At 60.7% G+C, this 19,106-nt stretch carries 15 protein-coding genes; all 15 read left to right on the forward strand.

Annotated features, from left to right (window positions below):
* Positions 1–94 precede the first annotated feature (94 nt).
* The gene (locus tag PWG15_RS20875) at positions 95–790 is read left to right on the forward strand and encodes an ABC transporter permease (protein WP_275027129.1); all 696 of its coding nucleotides are present in this window, start codon (positions 95–97) and stop codon (positions 788–790) included.
* Positions 787–1,506 carry an ABC transporter permease gene (locus tag PWG15_RS20880; RefSeq protein ID WP_275025882.1) on the forward strand — a complete coding sequence of 240 codons (720 nt, stop codon included), beginning with the start codon at positions 787–789 and terminating at the stop codon, positions 1,504–1,506. The genes PWG15_RS20875 and PWG15_RS20880 overlap by 4 nt, the downstream gene beginning before the upstream one ends.
* On the forward strand, positions 1,503–2,285 hold the full coding sequence (locus PWG15_RS20885; protein ID WP_275025884.1) for an ABC transporter ATP-binding protein: 783 nt from the start codon (positions 1,503–1,505) through the stop codon (positions 2,283–2,285). Before PWG15_RS20880 ends, PWG15_RS20885 begins: the two co-directional genes overlap by 4 nt.
* 35 nt (positions 2,286–2,320) lie before the next feature.
* Positions 2,321–3,148 (forward strand): lysine/arginine/ornithine ABC transporter substrate-binding protein, encoded by an 828-nt coding sequence (locus PWG15_RS20890; RefSeq protein ID WP_275025885.1) that lies wholly within the window; start codon positions 2,321–2,323, stop codon positions 3,146–3,148.
* 65 nt (positions 3,149–3,213) lie between these two features.
* Complete coding sequence (locus tag PWG15_RS20895; protein WP_275025886.1) at positions 3,214–4,335, forward strand: NAD(P)/FAD-dependent oxidoreductase; 1,122 nt, start codon at positions 3,214–3,216, stop codon at positions 4,333–4,335.
* On the forward strand, positions 4,319–4,618 hold the full coding sequence (locus tag PWG15_RS20900) for a (2Fe-2S)-binding protein (protein WP_275025887.1): 300 nt from the start codon (positions 4,319–4,321) through the stop codon (positions 4,616–4,618). Before PWG15_RS20895 ends, PWG15_RS20900 begins: the two co-directional genes overlap by 17 nt.
* 2 nt (positions 4,619–4,620) lie before the next feature.
* Positions 4,621–6,099: an FAD/NAD(P)-dependent oxidoreductase gene (locus PWG15_RS20905; RefSeq protein WP_275025888.1), complete on the forward strand. Its 1,479-nt coding sequence runs from the start codon at positions 4,621–4,623 to the stop codon at positions 6,097–6,099.
* Positions 6,100–6,122: 23 nt separating this feature from the next.
* The gene (locus tag PWG15_RS20910) at positions 6,123–6,467 is read left to right on the forward strand and encodes a RidA family protein (protein WP_275025890.1); all 345 of its coding nucleotides are present in this window, start codon (positions 6,123–6,125) and stop codon (positions 6,465–6,467) included.
* 1,027 nt (positions 6,468–7,494) lie between these two features.
* Positions 7,495–9,186, forward strand: coding sequence for an aspartate-alanine antiporter (aspT, locus tag PWG15_RS20915; protein ID WP_275025892.1), 1,692 nt, complete (start codon positions 7,495–7,497; stop codon positions 9,184–9,186).
* A gap of 242 nt (positions 9,187–9,428) precedes the next feature.
* On the forward strand, positions 9,429–12,155 hold the full coding sequence (locus PWG15_RS20920) for an aminotransferase class I/II-fold pyridoxal phosphate-dependent enzyme (protein ID WP_275025893.1): 2,727 nt from the start codon (positions 9,429–9,431) through the stop codon (positions 12,153–12,155).
* Between the two features lie 217 nt (positions 12,156–12,372).
* The gene (aspT, locus tag PWG15_RS20925; RefSeq protein ID WP_275025895.1) at positions 12,373–14,064 is read left to right on the forward strand and encodes an aspartate-alanine antiporter; all 1,692 of its coding nucleotides are present in this window, start codon (positions 12,373–12,375) and stop codon (positions 14,062–14,064) included.
* Positions 14,065–14,198: 134 nt separating this feature from the next.
* Complete coding sequence (locus tag PWG15_RS20930; protein ID WP_275025897.1) at positions 14,199–15,380, forward strand: porin; 1,182 nt, start codon at positions 14,199–14,201, stop codon at positions 15,378–15,380.
* Between the two features lie 86 nt (positions 15,381–15,466).
* On the forward strand, positions 15,467–15,595 hold the full coding sequence (locus PWG15_RS20935; protein WP_275025898.1) for a hypothetical protein: 129 nt from the start codon (positions 15,467–15,469) through the stop codon (positions 15,593–15,595).
* 162 nt (positions 15,596–15,757) lie between these two features.
* A complete protein-coding gene (gene ric / locus PWG15_RS20940) occupies positions 15,758–16,456 on the forward strand; it encodes an iron-sulfur cluster repair di-iron protein (RefSeq protein WP_275025899.1) in 699 nt (232 codons plus the stop codon).
* Positions 16,457–16,915: 459 nt separating this feature from the next.
* Complete coding sequence (locus tag PWG15_RS20945) at positions 16,916–19,072, forward strand: NosR/NirI family protein (protein ID WP_275025900.1); 2,157 nt, start codon at positions 16,916–16,918, stop codon at positions 19,070–19,072.
* The last annotated feature ends 34 nt before the right edge of the window (positions 19,073–19,106 follow it).

Below are 19,106 nucleotides of genomic sequence, written 5' to 3' on the forward strand. Positions count from 1 at the left end.
AAACCCACTGACAACAAACGGTGGCGTCTGGCTCGAACCGGCGCTGCACCAAGGGAACAAACTGGTGGGTGCTTTGAACGCGTATCTCGATCTGATGGGGTTCGCCGAAGGAGCCTGGGGCATCGACATGCTCAGGGCGACGGGCGTTACGCTTTGCGTTGCAGTCAGCGGCTTTGCCGCCGGGGCAGTCTTCGGCAGCCTTGCCGCGGCGGCTTCCTTCTCTTCGCTGCGCGCTGTGAGGATCTTGGTCGACTGTTACACCACGATCCTGCGCGGCCTTCCCGACCTGCTCGTGATCTATCTTTTCTATTTCGGCAGCAGCGCGGTTTTGAGCCAGCTCGGCGCTCTATTCGGCTCCGAAGGCTTCATCAGCGCACCGGTCTTCCTGACCGGAGCCTTGGCGATCGGGGTTGTGTCAGGTGCCTATCAGGCCGAGGTCTATCGCGGCGCGGTGCTTGCTCTGTCCAAGGGCGAGATCGAAGCGGCAAAGGCTTACGGCATGCCGAGCGGCCTTCTGTTTCGACGGATAATCCTGCCCCAGGCGACACGGTTTGCAATCCCGGGCGTCGGCAACGTCTGGCAACTGGTGCTGAAGGAATCCGCACTCATCTCGGTGGTGGGGCTGATCGAGTTGATGCGGCAGGCCCAGATCGGCGCAGGCTCGACCCGCAAACCGTTCACCTTCTTCCTGACGGCTGCGGTCCTTTACCTGCTGATCAGTTTCGTCTCGAGCTACCTGTTTCGCATCGCAGAGAAGCGCGCCATGCGCGGAATCAGGCGGGCAATATGATCGAACTTCCCTTCATGTATGACGCCTTCGTGAGGCTTTGCGGCGGCATTCCATTGACGCTGCAGCTGATGGCGTTGCCGGTGATTGCCGGGGCGGTCCTTGCGACCGGTCTTGCGGCGATGAGACTATCGAACTGGCCGCCGCTCGATCTCTTGGCGCGTTTCTACATCTTCATCTTTCGCGGCACGCCGCTGCTCGTGCAACTCTATCTGATCTACTACGGCCTCAGCCAGTTTCCTGACATGCGCCAAACCTTTTTGTGGCCCTTCCTGCGGGAAGCGTATTGGTGTGCGGCGCTGGCGCTCGCGCTCAACACAGCCGCTTACAGCGCTGAAATCATCCGCGGCGGCGTACTTTCCGTTCCGGCGGGGCAGATCGAAGCGGCGCGCGCCTATGGGATGAGCGGTTTCACCCTCATGCGCCGCATCATTGCCCCACAGGCGCTCAGGCAAATGCTGCCTGCCTACTCCAACGAAGTGATCCTGATGGTGAAGTCGACCGCGCTGGCCTCGACCATCACCATGATGGAAGTCACGGGGCTTGCGGCGAAACTCATCTCGGCGACCTACCGGCCCGTGGAGATCTTCATCGCCGCCGGAGCGATCTATCTGCTGCTCAACTTCATCGTCAGCCGGATGTTCAAGCTGATCGAATACCGGCTCTCGGCCGCGCAGCGCCAACCCCTTTACCGACGTGTCGCAGGAGAACATGCATGATGAACGCGCCCGTCGTTCCGGCCGTGAAAATCGCCGGGCTCGAGAAAAGCTACGGTGCCTACAAGGTGCTGCATTCCATCTCGCTCAGTGCCAACCAGGGCGAAGTCGTCTCGATCCTCGGGTCCTCGGGATCCGGCAAGTCCACGCTGCTTCGCTGCATCAACATGCTGGAAGTGCCGGATGCGGGCGAAATCTCGATCCACGGTGAGAGTTACAGACTTACGCAGCGCCCTGACTTTGGCCCACGTGTCGCCGATCAGAAGCAACTGCTGCGGCTCCGATCGCAAGCGACGATGGTGTTCCAGTCCTTCAATCTCTGGTCTCACCTGACGATCCTGGAAAATCTCATCGAGGCGCCGGTCCATGTGCAAAGGCGTAACCGGGCCGAATGTGTCGCCGAGGCCGAAGCCCTGCTCGAGCGCGTTGGCATCGCCGACAAGCGCAACTTCTATCCGGCCCATCTCTCCGGGGGGCAGCAGCAACGCGCGGCCATCGCGCGGGCGCTCGCCATGCGGCCCAAGATCATGCTGTTCGATGAACCGACTTCGGCGATCGATCCGGAACTGGTTGCTGAAGTGCTGAAGGTTATGCGCGATCTCGCAGCCGAGGGCCGCACCATGCTCGTCGTCACCCATGAGATGGGCTTTGCCCGCGACGTCTCGAGCCGGGTTCTGTTCCTGCACAAGGGGCTGATCGAAGAGGACGGTCGCCCCGAGGAGGTTTTCTCGAACCCGAAAAGCGATCGGTTCCGCCAGTTCATTTCCAAGCAGAACGCCTGAAACCAACTTCCAAAAAAACGAAGAGAGGAGAACGCATGAAACTGAAGATCGTATTGTCCGCCGTCAGCTTGCTGGCAACGGCCCATGTCGCGCAAGCGCAGGATGTCATCCGCATCGCCACGGAAGGTGCCTATGCTCCCTGGAATTTTTCCGGCCCCAACAACGTGCTCGAAGGCTTCGAAATCGACCTGGCGAACGAACTGTGCGGGCGGATGAAAGCCAAGTGCGAAATCATCGCACAGAACTGGGACGGTATCATCCCTTCGCTCACCGCCGGCAAGTATGACGCGATCATGGCCGCCATGAGCATCACGCCCAAGCGCGAAGAGGTAATGGCGTTCTCAGCACCTTACGCTGCGGCAATCAACTCCTTTGCCGCGATGGAAGGCAGCGACCTTGCCGACCTGCCGGATACGGGCAAGCCGCTCTCGGTCGATTCCGAAGCCGCCAAGCCCGTGCTGGCGGAAATCGCCAGGAAGATCCAGGGCAAGGCCGTCGGCGTGCAGGGTTCGACCACGGCATCTGCATTCATGGAGCAATACTTCCGCGATGGCGCCGACGTTCGTGAGTACAAGACCACCGAAGAACACAACTTCGATCTCGCCAGTGCACGCCTTGACGCTGTCGTTGCCAATGCGACCGTTCTCGCCGCGGCACTCGAGAAGGACGACATGAAGGGGGCCAAGCTGACCGGCCCGCTCTTCTCGGGCAAGGTGTTCGGCTTGATCGGCGTTGGCCTGCGCAAGGAAGACACCGCGTTGAAGGCCCGTTTCGACGAGGTCATCAAGGCTGCGGTTGCCGATGGCACGGTGAAGGCGCTCTCGGAAAAGTGGTTCAAGGTGGACGTGAGCCCCCAAGAGTAAGCCTCGACAACAGGCCCGCCCGAGCTTCGGACGGGCCTACGCCACCGACATACGGACCAAACAGAATGCGCAGACTGCCAGATCAGGACATCGTCATTATCGGAGCCGGCCTCGTCGGCGCCGCCCTTGCCTGGGGCCTGGCGCGGGCGGGTGAGCGCCCACTGCTGCTCGACGGGGAGGATCTGTCGCTGCGGGCTTCACGCGCCAATTTTGCGCTGATCTGGATTCAGGGCAAGGGTCTCGGTGCGCCTCATTATGCGCGCTGGTCGATGCGTTCGGCCCGTCTCTGGCCGGAATTCGCATCCGCCTTGCATGAAACTTCCGGTGTGGACGTCGCCCTGAGGCAGAGAGGTGGCTTCACCTTCGCGCTCAGCGAAACGGAGCTGGAGCGGATCCATGAAGAAGTCCTGACAGTCGCGCGCGAACTCGGCGATGACGCCCCGGAACATACGCTTCTCGATCATGCGCAGACCGCCAAGATGGTGCCGGCGATCGGCCGGGACGTCGTCGGCTCGATCTATTCCCCGATGGATGGTGACGTGAATTCGTTGCGGCTCCTGCGCGCGCTCCACACCGGCATGACAAATCTCGGCGCGCGATACGAACCGCATTGCGAGATCGATGAGATCGATCCCCGCCCTGGCGGTTTCCTCATGAAAGGTGCCTGGGGCGAGGTTTTCGCCAAACGCGTCGTTCTGGCAGCCGGTGTCGGCAACAGCCGGCTCGCGGCCATGGTCGGCATTCACGCTCCCTCGGTGCGCAGCAAGGGGCAGATCCTCGTCACCGAAAAGTGCCGGCCGTTTTTCCCGTATACCTCGGCCACGCTCAGACAAGCCGACGAGGGCGGTGTGATGATCGGAGATAGCCAGGAAACCGGCACGGACTCGATCGCCACCAACCAGGATATCAGTGCGGTTCTGGCGGATCGGGCCATCCGGACGTTTCCGTGTCTCGGTGGTGTCAATGTTCTGCGCTCCTGGGCGGGCTTTCGCGTCAAGACGCCGGACGGACTGCCCATTTACGAACACTCGGCCGCCCATCCCGGCGCCTACGTGGCGATGTGCCATTCCGGGGTGACGCTTGCCGCCGTCCACGCGCTCGTCGTTGCTGGCGAGATCGCCATCCAACAGTCTGCACTTGCCGGCAACACATTCCCCGGCCGGAGGTTTCATGTTTCGCAGAATTGATAGAGCTGGGGAGACCGTCACCATCACGTTCGACGGTATCCCCATGTGCGTCGCCGCCGAGCAGACGGTGGCCGCGGCGCTCCTTGGGCAGGGCATCGCGACGCTGCGCAGCAGCGTCGTCGGCAACCGCCCACGCGCGCCCTATTGCTTGATGGGCGTCTGCTTCGAATGCTTGGTAACCATAGACGGCATTCAAAACCGGCAGGCCTGCATGACGGTTCTGCGTGACGGCATGGCCATCTCATCGCAGAGCGGCGCGCGCGCTCTGGACGAAGGGTGCTGACGATGGCGCTTCGCAAAATCAGCAATCTTCATCATCTCGACCACGAATACGATCTCGCGATCATCGGCGCGGGACCGGCAGGAATGGCGGCCGCAGTGAAAGCTGCGGCGACCGGCGCGCGAACGATCCTTTTCGATGAAAACCCCGCCCCCGGTGGCCAGATCTACCGGGCGATTGAACAGAACGCGCCGGCAAGGCGTGGCTTCCTCGGCAAGGACTACTGGAAGGGAAAGGAAGTCCTGCAGGCGTTCCTGCGATCGGAAGCCACCTATGTACCCCAGGCGCTTGCGTGGAACGTCGAGCAAAAGGAAACCGATGCGAAGACATCGGTCGAACTTCGCATTTCTGCCGGCGGCAAGAGCGGCGTCGTTCATGCGCAACGGGTTGTGTTCGCGACCGGCGCGATGGAACGCCCGATGCCTGTTCGGGGTTGGACGCTTCCCGGCGTAATGACCATCGGCGCGGCCCAGATTGCGCTCAAATCCTCCGGACTGGTGCCCGATGGCCGCATTGTCCTGGCAGGCAGTGGCCCGCTGCTCTATCTTTTCGCGGACCAATTGCGGCAGGCAGGTGGAAAGCTCGTTGCGGTGCTCGATACCACGCCGCACTCAAACTGGACGAAGGCCCTCCCTTGCCTGCCGTCGTTTCTGGCTTCTCCCTATCTGTTGAAAGGCCTGTCTCTGCTGACCAAGGTTCGTCGGTCGGTCCCGGTTTTCACCGCCGTCGCCGCGATCGAAATCATCGGCGATGACCGTGCCAGGGCCATCCGCTTCAAGACCAGGGGCCGGATCGAAGAGCTCGGCGTCGAGGGTATCTTCCTGCATCAGGGCGTGGTCCCGAGTAACAGTCTGGCAAACGCGACGGGATGCCTCCTCGAATGGAACGACCGGCAGAAGTGTTTTCAGCCGCAACTGGACGCACGCGGGAGATCGTCGCTGCCGGCGATCTTCATCGCCGGTGACGGCGGCGGCATTGGCGGCGCGCTCGTCGCGGAGGCCGGCGGCCGGATAGCGGCGCTGGCCGCTTGTCTCGATCTCTTTCCCGAGAAGGCGCGGCAAATCGAACCGCTTCTGAAGAAACACGAAAGGCAGCGCGGGACGTTGACCCGCGGGCGCGCCTTCATCGACATGCTCTATCAGCCTGCCCCGTCGTTTCGCGCGCCGACCGATCGGGAGACGATCGTATGCCGCTGTGAAGAGGTGACGGTAGGTGCCATCCGCGACGCCGCCGCACGCAACGTCGTCGGCCCCAACCAGCTCAAGACGATGCTGCGCTGTGGCATGGGGCCGTGCCAGGGGCGCATGTGCACGGCAACCATCACCGACATCCTGGCTGACGTGCAACAGCGGTCCCCCGCCGATGTCGGCACCTACAGGCTTCGCACACCGATAAAGCCTGTTCCCTTGCGCGAGTTCGCCTCGCTCCCCCTCACGCTGGATGCCGTCCGGGCCGTTACCGGCGACCACTCCGACAGAAGCTGACCCCTCAACAGGAAGGAAATAAAATGGCAGAACGTCATCTCCGCACGCCCATCATGCATCGCGTCGTCGAACACAACGGCGTCGTCTATGTCGGCGGCACGACCTGCGACGACGAAAGCCTCGACATGGCCGGTCAAACGCGCGAGATTTTGGCCAGGATCGATCGCTATCTCGCGGAAGCTGGGACCGACAAGACGAAGCTCCTGACGGCCACGATCTTTGTTACCGACCTCGGCAAGAAGCCGGACATGGATGCAGTGTGGAAGGCTTGGGCTGGCCCGGAAGATCTGCCGACCCGCGCAACCGTGGGCGTTGCCGATCTCGGTGGAGATACGCTGATCGAAGTGGTCGTTTCAGCGTTCAAGTAGAATACACGCGCATGGCATCACGTACGCCATGCGAAACCCCTTCAGAGGCAGTCGACTTCGGCTTTTACTTCGAAGCGCAACCCATTAAGGACGAGATAGCGCAAGGAGGCGCGGCGGCCACGAAATTAAGACCTTTGCGCGCGGCATATGGAACTGACGTCCCACAGCGGAACCGTTGGCACACGCTTGGTTTTTTAGAGAACTCCTTGGTTCCCGATTGCGTGGCTGTTCTCGCACTCTCAGAGCGGTCACGCGTCAGTGTGTCCGTCCGTGGTGATGGCGCTTCACCGTCCCGTTAGAACCGGAACCCCGGCGTGTAGTGCATTTACCTGTGCGGGCCGCAGGCGCTTCCAGGCTATTCGAGCGACGCCTGCCGAGACCCTTCGCTGTTTCCGTTGAGATAGACAGGCTCGCCGATCGGGGTCGCAGCGATAGTCTTGATCTGTTGGGCCAGAGCCGCAAGCTTTTGCGCAAGGTGTTGGAGTTCGGCCGGGGAGTTCGTGCCCCCGGGGGTATCTTCGACGCTATATTCGTGCACGTGCTCGTCCTTTTTTCCACCGGACTTGGGTGATCAGTATATTCCCAACGCTGAATATAAGGCTACAACTCTGCGCGCGCTTTTTGTCGCTTTCGCGCAACCCCGACAAACGACACCCGCATGATCGATAGCGAGCCGCAACCCGCTCTTCGATCACGACGCAGGCCCCATCATCTTTCGCAGCTTGGGCGAGAATTTATCGAGTGTCGCCATAGCGGAGCATTCCAGCCGGTGTAGGACTTCAGCGAGTGTAGTCAGTCCTCGACCGCATGCAGGAAGGTAAACGCCGCAGAGATCTCGTTCAAAATCTTGTAAAGCAAAAGCATTATGTTTTCCTTGGTCTGCCGTCGTCCGTTAAAGTCCCGGATATAATATTATTTTATTCTAATGACGCCTTGAAACGAGTGGATAAGGGTGTATTCTCGTTAAAATAGCGATCAGCATTTAGTCAGATCTGGTTCCCGATTTCCGAGTAATGGGGGAAGCACTATGGTTGACTGGTTCGTAAACACGCTTCGCACTTATCCTGAAATTGCAATATTTCTCTCATTGGCGCTTGGATATTACTTCGGATCGTTCACCTACAAAGGCCTCGGCCTCGGTGCGGTGACAGCGACGCTGATTGCTGCCGTCATCATCGGCCAGCTCGGGATCACCATTTCACCACCGCTCAAGGCCACGTTCTTTCTGATGTTCCTGTTTGCGATCGGCTACGGCGTCGGGCCGCAGTTCGTTCGGGGCATCGCGAAGGATGGCCTTCCGCAGGCGTTGTTCGCTGCGGTTGTGTGCGTCTTTTGCCTCGGAGCGCCCTACATCGCTGCCAAGATAGCCGGTTACGACGTGGGATCCGCACTGGGGCTTTATGCAGGTTCGCAGACCATCTCAGCGTCAATGGGCCTGGGAACGGATGCCATCAATCGACTTGGACTGGCGCCGGAAGAAACCAAACGTCTTCTGGACGCCATGCCCGTCGCCTATGCCGTCACCTATATTTTCGGCACGATCGGATCGGCGATTGTGCTGGCGTTGATCGGTCCTGCGCTCATGCGTATCGACCTGGAGGCGGAATGCAAACGCTACGAGGCGGAGCAAGGTGGCAAGAAGGAAGCGGGGGGCGCTGGAACCGCCTGGCACCACTACGAGCTGCGCGCCTATCGCGTCCGCGAGGGCGGGCCAGTCGTCGGCAAGACCGCACGCGAAGCCGAATCGATGATCCCTGAGCAGCGGATTTTCATCGAGCGTATTCGTCGCGGGGGAAAGATCGAGGATGCCACGGCAGACACGGTGATCCAGGCAGGCGACGTCGTTGCTGTGGCCGGTCGGCGCGAAGTGCTGGTAAGCGTGATCGGTCAAGCGGCAGAGGAAGTCGACGACCGCGAGTTGCTGGCCGTGCCGGTCGAAGGCGTCGATGTGCTTGTCACGACCAAGGAGGCGAACGGCAAGACGCTGGCGGAGCTGGCACAATGGCCGACGTCCCGTGGTGTATTCCTGCGCCGGATCGCCCGTGGCGCCACGGCGACGGAAATTCCGATCCTTCCGAACACGCAGATCCATCGCGGCGATATCCTGACAATCGTCGGGCGAACGCAGGACACGGCGGCTGCCGCCAAAGCACTGGGTGTGGCCGACCGCCCGAGCGACGTTGCCGACGTTGCCTTCATCGGTGCTGCAATTGCCATCGGCGGCTTGATCGGTGCGCTCGTCTACAAGGTCGGCGATGTGCCGTTTACGTTGTCCACCTCAGGGGGAGCGTTGATCTCCGGGCTCTTCTTCGGCTGGCTGCGCTCCGTGCGGCCGAAATTCGGGCGCATACCGACCTCGACGGTCTGGTTCATGAATTCGGTCGGCCTCAACGTGTTCATTGCCGTGGTTGGCATATCATCGGGCCCGGGTTTTGTTGCCGGCCTGCAGCAGCTTGGTTTCAGCCTGTTCCTTTGGGGGATTTTCGCAACGACGGTGCCATTGGTGCTGGCAATGTATGTCGGGAAATACGTGTTCCGGTTTCATCCCGCCATTCTCCTGGGATGCTGCTCCGGCGCACGTACGACGACTGCCTCGTTGGGCATGATCAACGATCGGGCCAAGAGCCAGATCCCTGGGCTCGGCTACACCGTGACTTATGCCGTCGGCAATACCCTGCTGACGATCTGGGGCATGGTGCTTGTGATGATGATGACCTAGAGCATCTCCAGGAAGAACGCTTGGCGTCCTTCCTAAATAATGCATGTAAAAACAGATAGTTAGTCTCTACGGCACCATTTCAATCGGAAACGCCGCGGCGGCCGGTTTCGCGGCGTTGCGGATCTTTCCACGGATGCAATGCCGAGCGCGGTTTTCGCAATTTGAATTGTCGCTGCCTCAGAGCCGGAACCGCGGACTGGTGGCAGCGGACAGGCCTTTCGGAACAGCATTGGGAGCGTGTTATGCCGAACAAGACCGCACATGTTGATCAGTTTCTGCTTATCCATTCGGGCCGTGCAGACAATTGGCGCGAGATCACGACACTCGCGGATGCCTGGGCCGCCAAGCGTGGCGAGCGGGCAGCGCTGGAGGCGGCCATCGCCGCGGCAAGGGCGGCCGAGGAGTACCACGCCTATCCGGGGGGGCGATTGCTTTCGGCACTGGCAGAGCGGATCGCCACCGATGATGCCGTTGGAGCAGCAAAGCTTGCGCGACGAATCTCCAACGGGTTGCTCACCCATTCCTATCGAGGCCGCCCGGGCGAGTGGGACGTCCACGACGAGATGTCGGCGACCGAGGTGACCGACATCATGCCGCCCGGAACCGGTGAGGCGGGCGGGCGCCGGCCCTATTTCGAAGTTCTGTTCGTCAACAGCCAGCCGGCCGCCCGATGGGACGCCTTCGCAACCGAGATCCGCAGGTTGCGCCGGCCGGAGGATGGGTTCATCTACGAGCCCGTTTTGGTCGGTTCGTTCGAGGATGCCTTCTGCGCAGCTGCAATGAACCCCGACATCATAGCCGTCGTCCTCGCGGAAGGATTCCCGTACCGCTCGCGCCACGACGCGCCGGTGCTTCGCTCGGTGCTTGATCCGCTCGGAGAAACCGAGGGGCCGGACATGTCGGCGCTTCGCCTGGCGCGCGGATTGAAGCGTATCCGGCCGGAGCTCGACGTCTATTTGCTCTCCGACCGTCAGGTCGAGAAGATTGCCGGCGATCCGACAGCCGATGCCATCAGGCGCGTGTTCTACGCGGTTGAGGAACCACTGGAACTGCATCTCGCCATCCTTGAGGGAGTGCAGGAACGCTACGAAACCCCCTTCTTCGACAACCTGAAGAAATATGCGCGCAGGCCGATCGGTACATTTCATGCCTTGCCCATCGCCCGCGGCAAATCCGTCTTCAAGTCGGACTGGATCCGCGACATGGGGGAATTCTACGGGCTCAACCTGTTCCTCGCGGAAAGCAGCGCGACGACCGGTGGCCTCGATAGCCTGTTGGAGCCAACCGGAACCATCAAGCGGTCCCAGGAATTGGCCGCCCGTGCCTTTGGCGCAGACCACGTCTTCTTCGTGACCAACGGTACGTCCACCTCCAACAAGATGGCCGTGCAAGCGCTTCTGGCGCCAGGCGACATCGCGGTGGTCGACCGCAACTGCCATAAGTCCCACCACTACGGCATGGTGTTGACGGGTGCTCAACCCTACTACGTCGAAGCGTTCCCGATGACGGAATATTCGATGTATGGCGCCGTGCCGCTTGCAACGATCAAGCGCGCGCTGCTGGCGCTGAAGGCTGAAGGTCGCCTCGAACGTTTGAAGCTGCTTGACCTTACCAACTGCACTTTCGACGGCCATATGTACAATGTCAGGCGGGTGATGGAGGAATGCCTCGCCATCAAACCCGACCTCATCTTTCTCTGGGACGAAGCGTGGTCGGGATTTGCCCGGTTTTCGCCCTTCCTGCGTCCGCGCACGGCCATGGGGGCGGCGGCCGATATCGAAGACTGGCTGCACGATCCGGCCTCGATCGACGCCTATGAAAAGCAGCGCGCCGACCTTGGCAAGAACCCCTCCGACGAAGCGCTGCTTGCCGCTCGCCTGATCCCAGATCCGCGTCTTGTCCGCCTTCGGGTCTACCAGACCAACTCCACGCATAAATCCATGTCAGCAATCCGTCAGGGATCCATGCTGCTGGTCAAGGATGTGGATTTTCACAATGTCGAGGCTCAGTTCCACGAGGCGGTTTTCACCCATGCCTCGACCAGCCCGAACCAGCAGCTGATCGCCAGTCTCGATGTTGCACGCAGGCAGATGGAACTCGACGGCTATGGGCTGGTGATGAACGCGATCGAGATCGCGCTGAAGATCCGCCGGGCGGTCAACGAGCACCCGCTGATCTCGAAATACTTCCGCGTCCTTGGCGCCGATCAGATGATCCCGGCGCAGTATCGCCAGTCAGGGTTTAAGGACTACCTGGCGCCCGGCTCTACTTGGGCCACGGCGGTCAAGGCGATGAAGGAGGATGAGTTCTATCTTGATCCTACGCGCATGACCCTGGTGTGCGGAACGGCTGGTTTCGACGGGACGCAGTTCAAGGGGCTGCTGGCGAACGAGTATGATATCCAGCTGAACAAGACGTCGCGCAACAGTGTGTTGCTGCAATCCAACATCAACAATACCCGCAGCGATATTGCACACCTCGTTCGCGTGCTGGTGGAGATCTGCAATGGTATCGAAGAGCGGCTCGCCGACGGCGGAGAGGGCGAGCGTGCTGCTTTTGCCGCGCGCGTGAAGTCGCTGATGACGGATGTGCCCGACCTTCCCAACTTCAGTCACTTCCATGAGGTGTACCGCGGCGATGCGGGCCGGACGACGCCGGAGGGCGATATGCGTGCCGCCTTCTTCCACGCCTATGACGCGTCTGTTTGCGAATACGTGCCGCTGATCGGAGCCGAGTGCGACAAGAGGCTGAAGGAAGGTCCGGAAATGGTCTCGGCCAACTTCGTCATTCCCTATCCTCCCGGGTTCCCGATCATGGTGCCGGGTCAGGTGCTGACGCAGGAGACGATCGACTTCATGCGCAAACTGGATGTGAAAGAGATCCATGGCTACGAGAAGGCGCGCGGACTGAAGCTGGTCAAGCCCGATGCAGTTGCGGCCAAGGCGAAGCGTCAGTCAAAAGCACGGTAGCGTCGGAATGCGGCGACGCTCGATTGTTTTTGCGTGGCTATCCGCATGGCGATCTGGCGCTTTCTGGGGAGTGGTGCTGCCGGAGCGAATTGGCGTGGTGACTGACACCCCGTTGGTCGCCGCGGTTCGCGACGACGTACCGATTTTGCATGACGGTTTGGGGATGGCAGCGAACGAGTGATGGCTTCGGATCGGGGGCGAGGGGGCTAGTCTGGACATGATTTGGGTCGAGCAATTCCTGAACAGGTATCCCGAGCTTGCCGTATTCCTGGCTATCAGCATCGGATATCTGATCGGCGGCCTCAAATTCGGTGGCTTCAGCCTCGGGCCGGTCACCGGCTCGCTATTTGCTGGCATCTTGATCGGCCAGTTCGCCGATGTCCCGATTGCCGGCATGGCAAAATCGTTCCTGTTCCTGTTGTTCCTCTTCGGTATCGGCTACTCGGTCGGGCCACAATTCTTGCAGGCATTGAAGCGGGACGGAATGAAACCCGTACTGCTCGCGGTCGTCGTCTGTGTCACCGGGCTGCTCATGTCCGTCGTCGTTGCCAAACTCCTCGGACTGGATCCCGGTTTTGCGGCCGGGCTTCTTTCCGGCTCTCTCACCGAAAGCCCAGCGATGGGCACGGCAACGGAAGCGATCAATGCGCTACCGCTCCCCGAGGCAGATCGCGCACGGTTCGTAGCGCACATCGCTGTGGCTGACGCTGTCTGCTACGTCTTCGGCGCGGTTGGCGTCATTCTCTTCTGTAGCGTCGTCGGGCCCCGGCTGCTTGGCATCGATCTTGTTGCCGAAGCGCTGAAGCTGGAGAAGGAGTATGGCATTACCCGCAAGGCGGCTGGTGTCTCCTCCGCATGGCACAGGTTCGAGATTCGCGCCTACCAGATCGCCGATGGCGCACCAGTCGCCGGCCTGTCGATAGCCAATGCCGAGGCGACGTTTCCGGAACACCGACTCTTCATTCAGCGTCTGCGCCGCGGCGGCACGATCATCGAGGCGGCTCCGGATATCGTGATCGAGCCCGGTGATATAGTGGCTGTCTCCGGGACGAGGGAAGCGTTGGTAAGTGTCCTTGGGCCGCGCGCCGAAGAGATCGAGGACCGCGAACTGCTCGATGTCCCGGTATCGATCTGCGATGTGCTGCTGACGAGCCCTGATCTCAAGGGTCGAAGCATCGCCGATGTCGCCAAGGAAAGCTGGACCCGTAGCCTTTATCTGCGCGCCATTACGCGTGGGAGCCAGGATATTCCGATAGCGCCAGGGATCACGGTCGAACGCGGCGATATCCTGCGCCTCGTGGGGCCGGAGGCCGTTGTTTCGAGCGCCGCCAAGCGCATTGGCGTCGTGGTCGCGCCGCCGGCGGCGACCGACTTCTTGGTGCTCGGCCTTGCAATTTTCCTTGGCGGGCTTGTCGGTGTTCTCGTCACGTTTCCCATCGGCGACATGCGGATTTCCCTCAGCACCAGCGTGGGCACGCTGCTCGCCGGGTTGGTCGTTGGGCATCTGCGTACGCGCTTCCCACTCTTCGGCCGAATACCGGATGCCGCGGTATCACTCATGACGTCGCTTGGTCTTGCCGCCTTTGTCGCGATGACCGGTCTTCATGCCGGACCGGTGTTTGCCTCGGCAATCGCCGAGGCAGGGATCGGGCTGCTCTTCGGCGGCATGATCGTCACCACGGTTCCCATGATTGTTGGCCTGTACTTCGGGCGCTACGTGCTTGGAATGAACCCCATCTTGCTACTGGGCGGGCTCGCCGGGGCGCAGACGATGACAGCCGGCATGGCAGCCGTTCAGGACAGGTCCGGGAGCACCGTTGCGGTCCTCGGCTACACGCCCGCGGTCCCCATCGGCCACATCCTGCTGACGACCTGGGGAACTGTGATCGTCGGTATAATCGCAGGATGAAAAGGTGCAGGTCCCATCAAGCGGCGGCAAAAGTTCTGCGCGGTTAGATTTAGCAACAGACTTATACAGTAAAAAGGAAAATACTGACTGCGATTCGACGATGCCAGCCGACAGTGACCTGAAAGGTGCTTTAGATGCGACAGACACCATACATCGCTCCGCCCGTGCTCTTCATCGCCGCACTGGCCGCCGCCGGGTCAGTGGCGGCGCAGGAACCGTCAAAACCTGCGACGCAGAATACTGAGACGAGCAAGGCGCAAGAGCATTGGATCCCCAAGCTGCGGGTCGGCGACGACAATGCCTATTTCGAATTCTACGGTCAGATCAACAAGGGCCTGCTGGTCTACGATGATGGCGGGACAACGGAGAATTACTTTCCGGTCGACAACGGTAACTCGTCCTCGCGTGCGGGCTTTCGCATCTACACGCTCATGGAAAAAGGCTGGTCGTCCGGCGCCAATCTCGAATGGGAATGGAACCCCTACTCGACAACCAACGTGAACCAGTTGAACGAGGATCACTTCGATTGGGGAACCGACCTGCTGCGCAAGGCGGAAATCTATCTCGAATCGAAGGACTATGGCAAATTCTGGTTCGGCCAGGGCAGCATGGCCTCGGATACGACGGCCGAGGTCGACCTGTCTGGAACAAGCGTGGTCGGCTATTCGCTTGTTTCCGATATGGCCGGTGGACCGTTTTTCCGCAACGATGACGGGACATTGTCAACGGTCAAAGTCAAGGACGCGTTCACCAACTATGACGGCCTCAGCCGAAAGCTCCGCGTCCGCTACGACACCCCTTCATTCGGCGGGTTCAGTTTTGCGACGTCGGTCGGCACGCAGGTCGTCCCGGAAGAAACCGACGTCACCGTTTGGGACATGGCGGTTCGTTATGACGAGACCTACGATGCCTTCAAGGTCGGTGCCGCAATTGCCTTTTCGAGGCCAGGTGACGGCAACTCGATTTACGACGCGTCCGTTTCCGTTCTGCATCTCGATACCGGTCTCAGCCTCACCCTCGCAGCGGCCTATTCCGACAAGGAGACGGTCGATGGGCACTATGGCTACGTGAAGGTCGGCTATCAGGCCGATATTTTCGACGTCGGCAAGACAGCATTTTCCGTTGATGCCTATTTCGGCAAGGACATTGCGGGAAGGGGCAGCAAAAGCGATTCCTTTGGGGCGCAGGTTGTCCAGAACCTCGACTATCTGCAGACGGAACTCTACCTTGGGGCCCGGACCTACTCCTTAGATCAGGAAACCGCCGATCTCCAGGACAGCTTTGCTGTTCTTGGCGGCGCCAGAATAAAGTTCTGAAGTAACTGGCTGGTGCTTGCCGGCGCCCCCGCCATGCGATCGTCGTGTGCGGGCGCGTCGTGCAGTCAGGATCGCATAAAGTATCGTTGGGAACCCTGAGCCCGGTGCTGTCGTCGCTCAGGCTCGCACGGCTTGGCTGGCTGATCGACGAAGTTTTTTCGTTCGATCGCGAGCGCCTGGCGAACTGGCGCCGTCGTCACCGCAATACCGGCTAGGGCCCTTGGGTGCCGTTCAGATCGTCAACGGTTGCGATCTCGCCAGATTGAAGTTGCGTTTCGACAAAGAACGATTGGAAAAACTGCCCCAGCTTCTCCCTTGATCAACGGGCCAGAAACGGTCCCGCTTCAACATCGATTATAGGCGTCAAGGAGAGCACATTGGCCGAGTACGAATTGGACACCACCGTCGGAGTGATTGCGTGCGAGCTTCCCGGTGCTGCCGAACTGTTCAGGCAGCACGGTATCGGATTTTGCTGTGGCGGCGACGTACCGCTTGCAGAAGCGGCTGCGGATGCCGGCATAGAGGCCGCTGATCTGCTTGCACGGCTTCAGGCGCTGGAGCTTGCCGCAAGGCGCGACGCCCCGGATGGTACGGGCGAACTCATCGCTCACATTCTGGAACGTTATCACCAGACGCACCGTACCGATCTGGAATGGTTGATCCCGCTTGCGCAAAAGGTGGAGCACGTCCACGGTGCGCATCACTCCGCGCCACTGGGTCTTGCAGACGCGCTGGTCGACCTCAAGGATCACCTTCTTCCCCACATGGCACGAGAAGAGCTCGCTCTCTTTCCGATGATGCGCCATGAGCCCGATCCGGATATCGAACATTTGATTGCCGGCATGCGGGACGATCATGCATGCGAAAGCCGGAGCCTCGCCGTGATAGAGCATTTGACGCATGGATTTGCGCTTCCGGACGGTGCGTGCAGGTCCTGGACGGCGCTCTATGTCGGTGTCCAAAAATTCTGCGATGATCTCGTCACGCATATGCATCTGGAAAACAGCGTTCTGTTCCCGCGTTTCTCCGGCATTGATGCATCCGATGGCGCCGCTGTTGCGCGTTCGGTGGGGTGAGGCCCCGACAGATCTGTCCGGCATCGCTTTGCCCTACGGGAGGAAGCGGAGTTTCAGATAGATTTGCGCACGCAATCCGACCCGTCGCTCGGTGCTGGACACTCGTTCACGGTTCGAAGGTGGCGCCGCCGTGTCCTCACGAGGCGTGGCGGCGATCAATCTGCCCGCCACGAGCCGAGCCGATGGCAGAACTTTATCACACTCGCGCAAATGTTGTGGTCGACGGGCCCCAGCTATCCTCTGGCAGATATCGCGGAGAGGGCAGGCCATAGCCGACCCATCCGACTTTGAAGGTTTTGTTCTCGCGCCAGCCGGTTGACGGGATGACGCCAACCCTCCCCAGGTCCACCCGAAAATCACTGCGTGCATGAGTTGTTGTGTTTGTTTGAGCTAGATCAACGAATGTCCCGCGCCAACGTTCCAATCCTCCGGCAACGATTTGCGGGAAAACGCCTTGGAATGAAACTCTTCCGTCTTGTCCTTCTGCTCTGTGTCAGCCTGTACCTTGCGGCCCCGGCCAGCGCGGCGTCGGTGTTACAGAAGTATCTGCCTGCCGCGACAGCCTCGGATCTTGTGCCGGGTGCGGACGGTTTCGGCGCTGTACGTGATGATGTGGCGGTGGCCCCAGTGCTTAAGGGCGGCCAGACCGTGGCGTGGGTCTTTGTCACCTCGGATTTCGTCGGAACGACCGGTTATTCCGGCAAGCCCATCCATACCCTCGTGGCGGTGGACAAGGATGCGAAGATCGTCGGCGTCCGGCTGGTGAAACATTCGGAGCCCATCGTCCTCATCGGCATTCCGGATGCCAAGGTAAAGGCGCTTGTAGCCGGTTACGCCGGCCTCGATCTCGTCGCCGAGGCGAAATCCGGCGGCACGACCCATGACGTGGATATCATCTCCGGCGCGACGGTGACCGTAATGGTCATCGACGACTCGATCGTCCGATCCGGGCTTAAGGTCGCGCGTGCGCTCGGCCTCGGTGGATTGAAGCCGGAAGCGGACAATGCCGGCCCGCGCTTTGAGATCGATCCCGCGGCTGCCGCGCCTGCCGACTGGACCGCGGCAGAGGGTGACGGCACGTTGCGCCGCCTGTCGCTCGACGTTGCGCAGGTCAATGCTGCTTTCGCCGGCCATCCCGATGAGCGCGCCCGCGAGCGCGCGATTGGACAAGCGCCGGAAACCACGTTCATCGAGATGCAGGCGGCACTGGTTTCGGTTCCCGCAATCGGCAAGGCCCTTCTCGGGTCAGCGGAGGAGAAAAACCTTGAGGCCTGGCTCGGCGAAGGCGAACACGCCATCGCCGTGGTGGCGCGGGGGCTCTATTCCTTCAAGGGCTCAGGCTATGTGCGCGGCGGCATCTTTGATCGCATCGTGCTGATCCAGGACGATGTTTCCGTTCGTTTCCGTGATCGCGACCATCGTCGCCTGGGGGCAATCGCGCTTGCCGGCGCGCCGGAATTCAACGAGATGGACCTGTTCCGCATTCCAGCAGGCCTCGGCTTCGACCCGACAAAACCTTTCCGCATACAACTCCTGGCGCAGCGCGAGGTTGGACCGGTCGAAAAGGTCTTTCATACCTTCGATCTGGGTTACCAGCTTCCGCAGCAGTATCTGCGTGCTGTCGCGCCACCGGTGAAGGACGTTGCCGCTGCTACCGATCGTGACGAGGGGACTGCACAGGCCGACCTGTGGAAACGCATCTGGGACGACTCGAAGCTGAAGATTGTCGTTCTGGGCGCCATGCTGGTCGTGCTGACGGGGGTATTCTTCTTCCAGACCTTTGCGGTGAGGAACGCGAGGGCGTTCTACATTTTCCGCATAATCTTCCTGACGGTGACGCTGGTCTTCCTTGGCTGGTATGCCAACGCGCAGCTTTCGGTCGTCAATCTGATGGCGCTCTTCGGGAGTCTCGTCAACGGCTTCAGCTGGCAGGCTTTCCTGCTCGATCCGCTTACCTTCATCCTGTGGTTTGCCGTTGCCGCGGCCCTCCTGTTCTGGGGACGCGGCGCCTATTGCGGCTGGCTCTGCCCGTTCGGCGCGCTGCAGGAATTGACCAACCAGATCGCGCGCAAGCTTCGTATCCCGCAATGGACATTGCCCTGGGGTCTGCACGAGCGGCTCTGGCCGATCAAATACATGATCTTCCTCGGTCTTTTCGGGATCTCGCTGATCAGTGTCGAGCAGGCAGAACACCTGGCCGAGATCGAGCCATTCAAGACAGCGATCATCCTGAAGTTCATCCGCGCCTGGCCGTTCGTGGCCTATGCCGTCGCACTTCTCGTCGCCGGGCTCTTCGTCGAGCGGTTCTATTGCCGCTACCTCTGCCCGCTGGGCGCAGCGCTGGCGATTCCGGCGCGGATGCGCATGTTCGACTGGCTGAAGCGCTACCATGAATGCGGGAACCCCTGCCAGACCTGCGCCCACCAGTGCCCGGTGCAGGCGATCCACCGGACCGGCGAGATCAATCCGAACGAGTGCATCAACTGTCTGCACTGCCAGGTGCTCTATCAGTCCGAAACCGTCTGCCCCGTCGTGATCAAGAAGATGAAGTCGCGGGCGAAGCTTGCGGCAAGCCCGGGCGGCGTGCCGACCCATCAACCCGCAGCCAAAGTTTAACCGAAGCCAAGGTTCAAGCAAAAAGGAACCAGAT

The sequence above is a fragment of the Ensifer adhaerens genome, assembly GCF_028993555.1.
In the GTDB taxonomy this organism is placed as follows: Bacteria; Pseudomonadota; Alphaproteobacteria; order Rhizobiales; family Rhizobiaceae; genus Ensifer; species Ensifer adhaerens_I.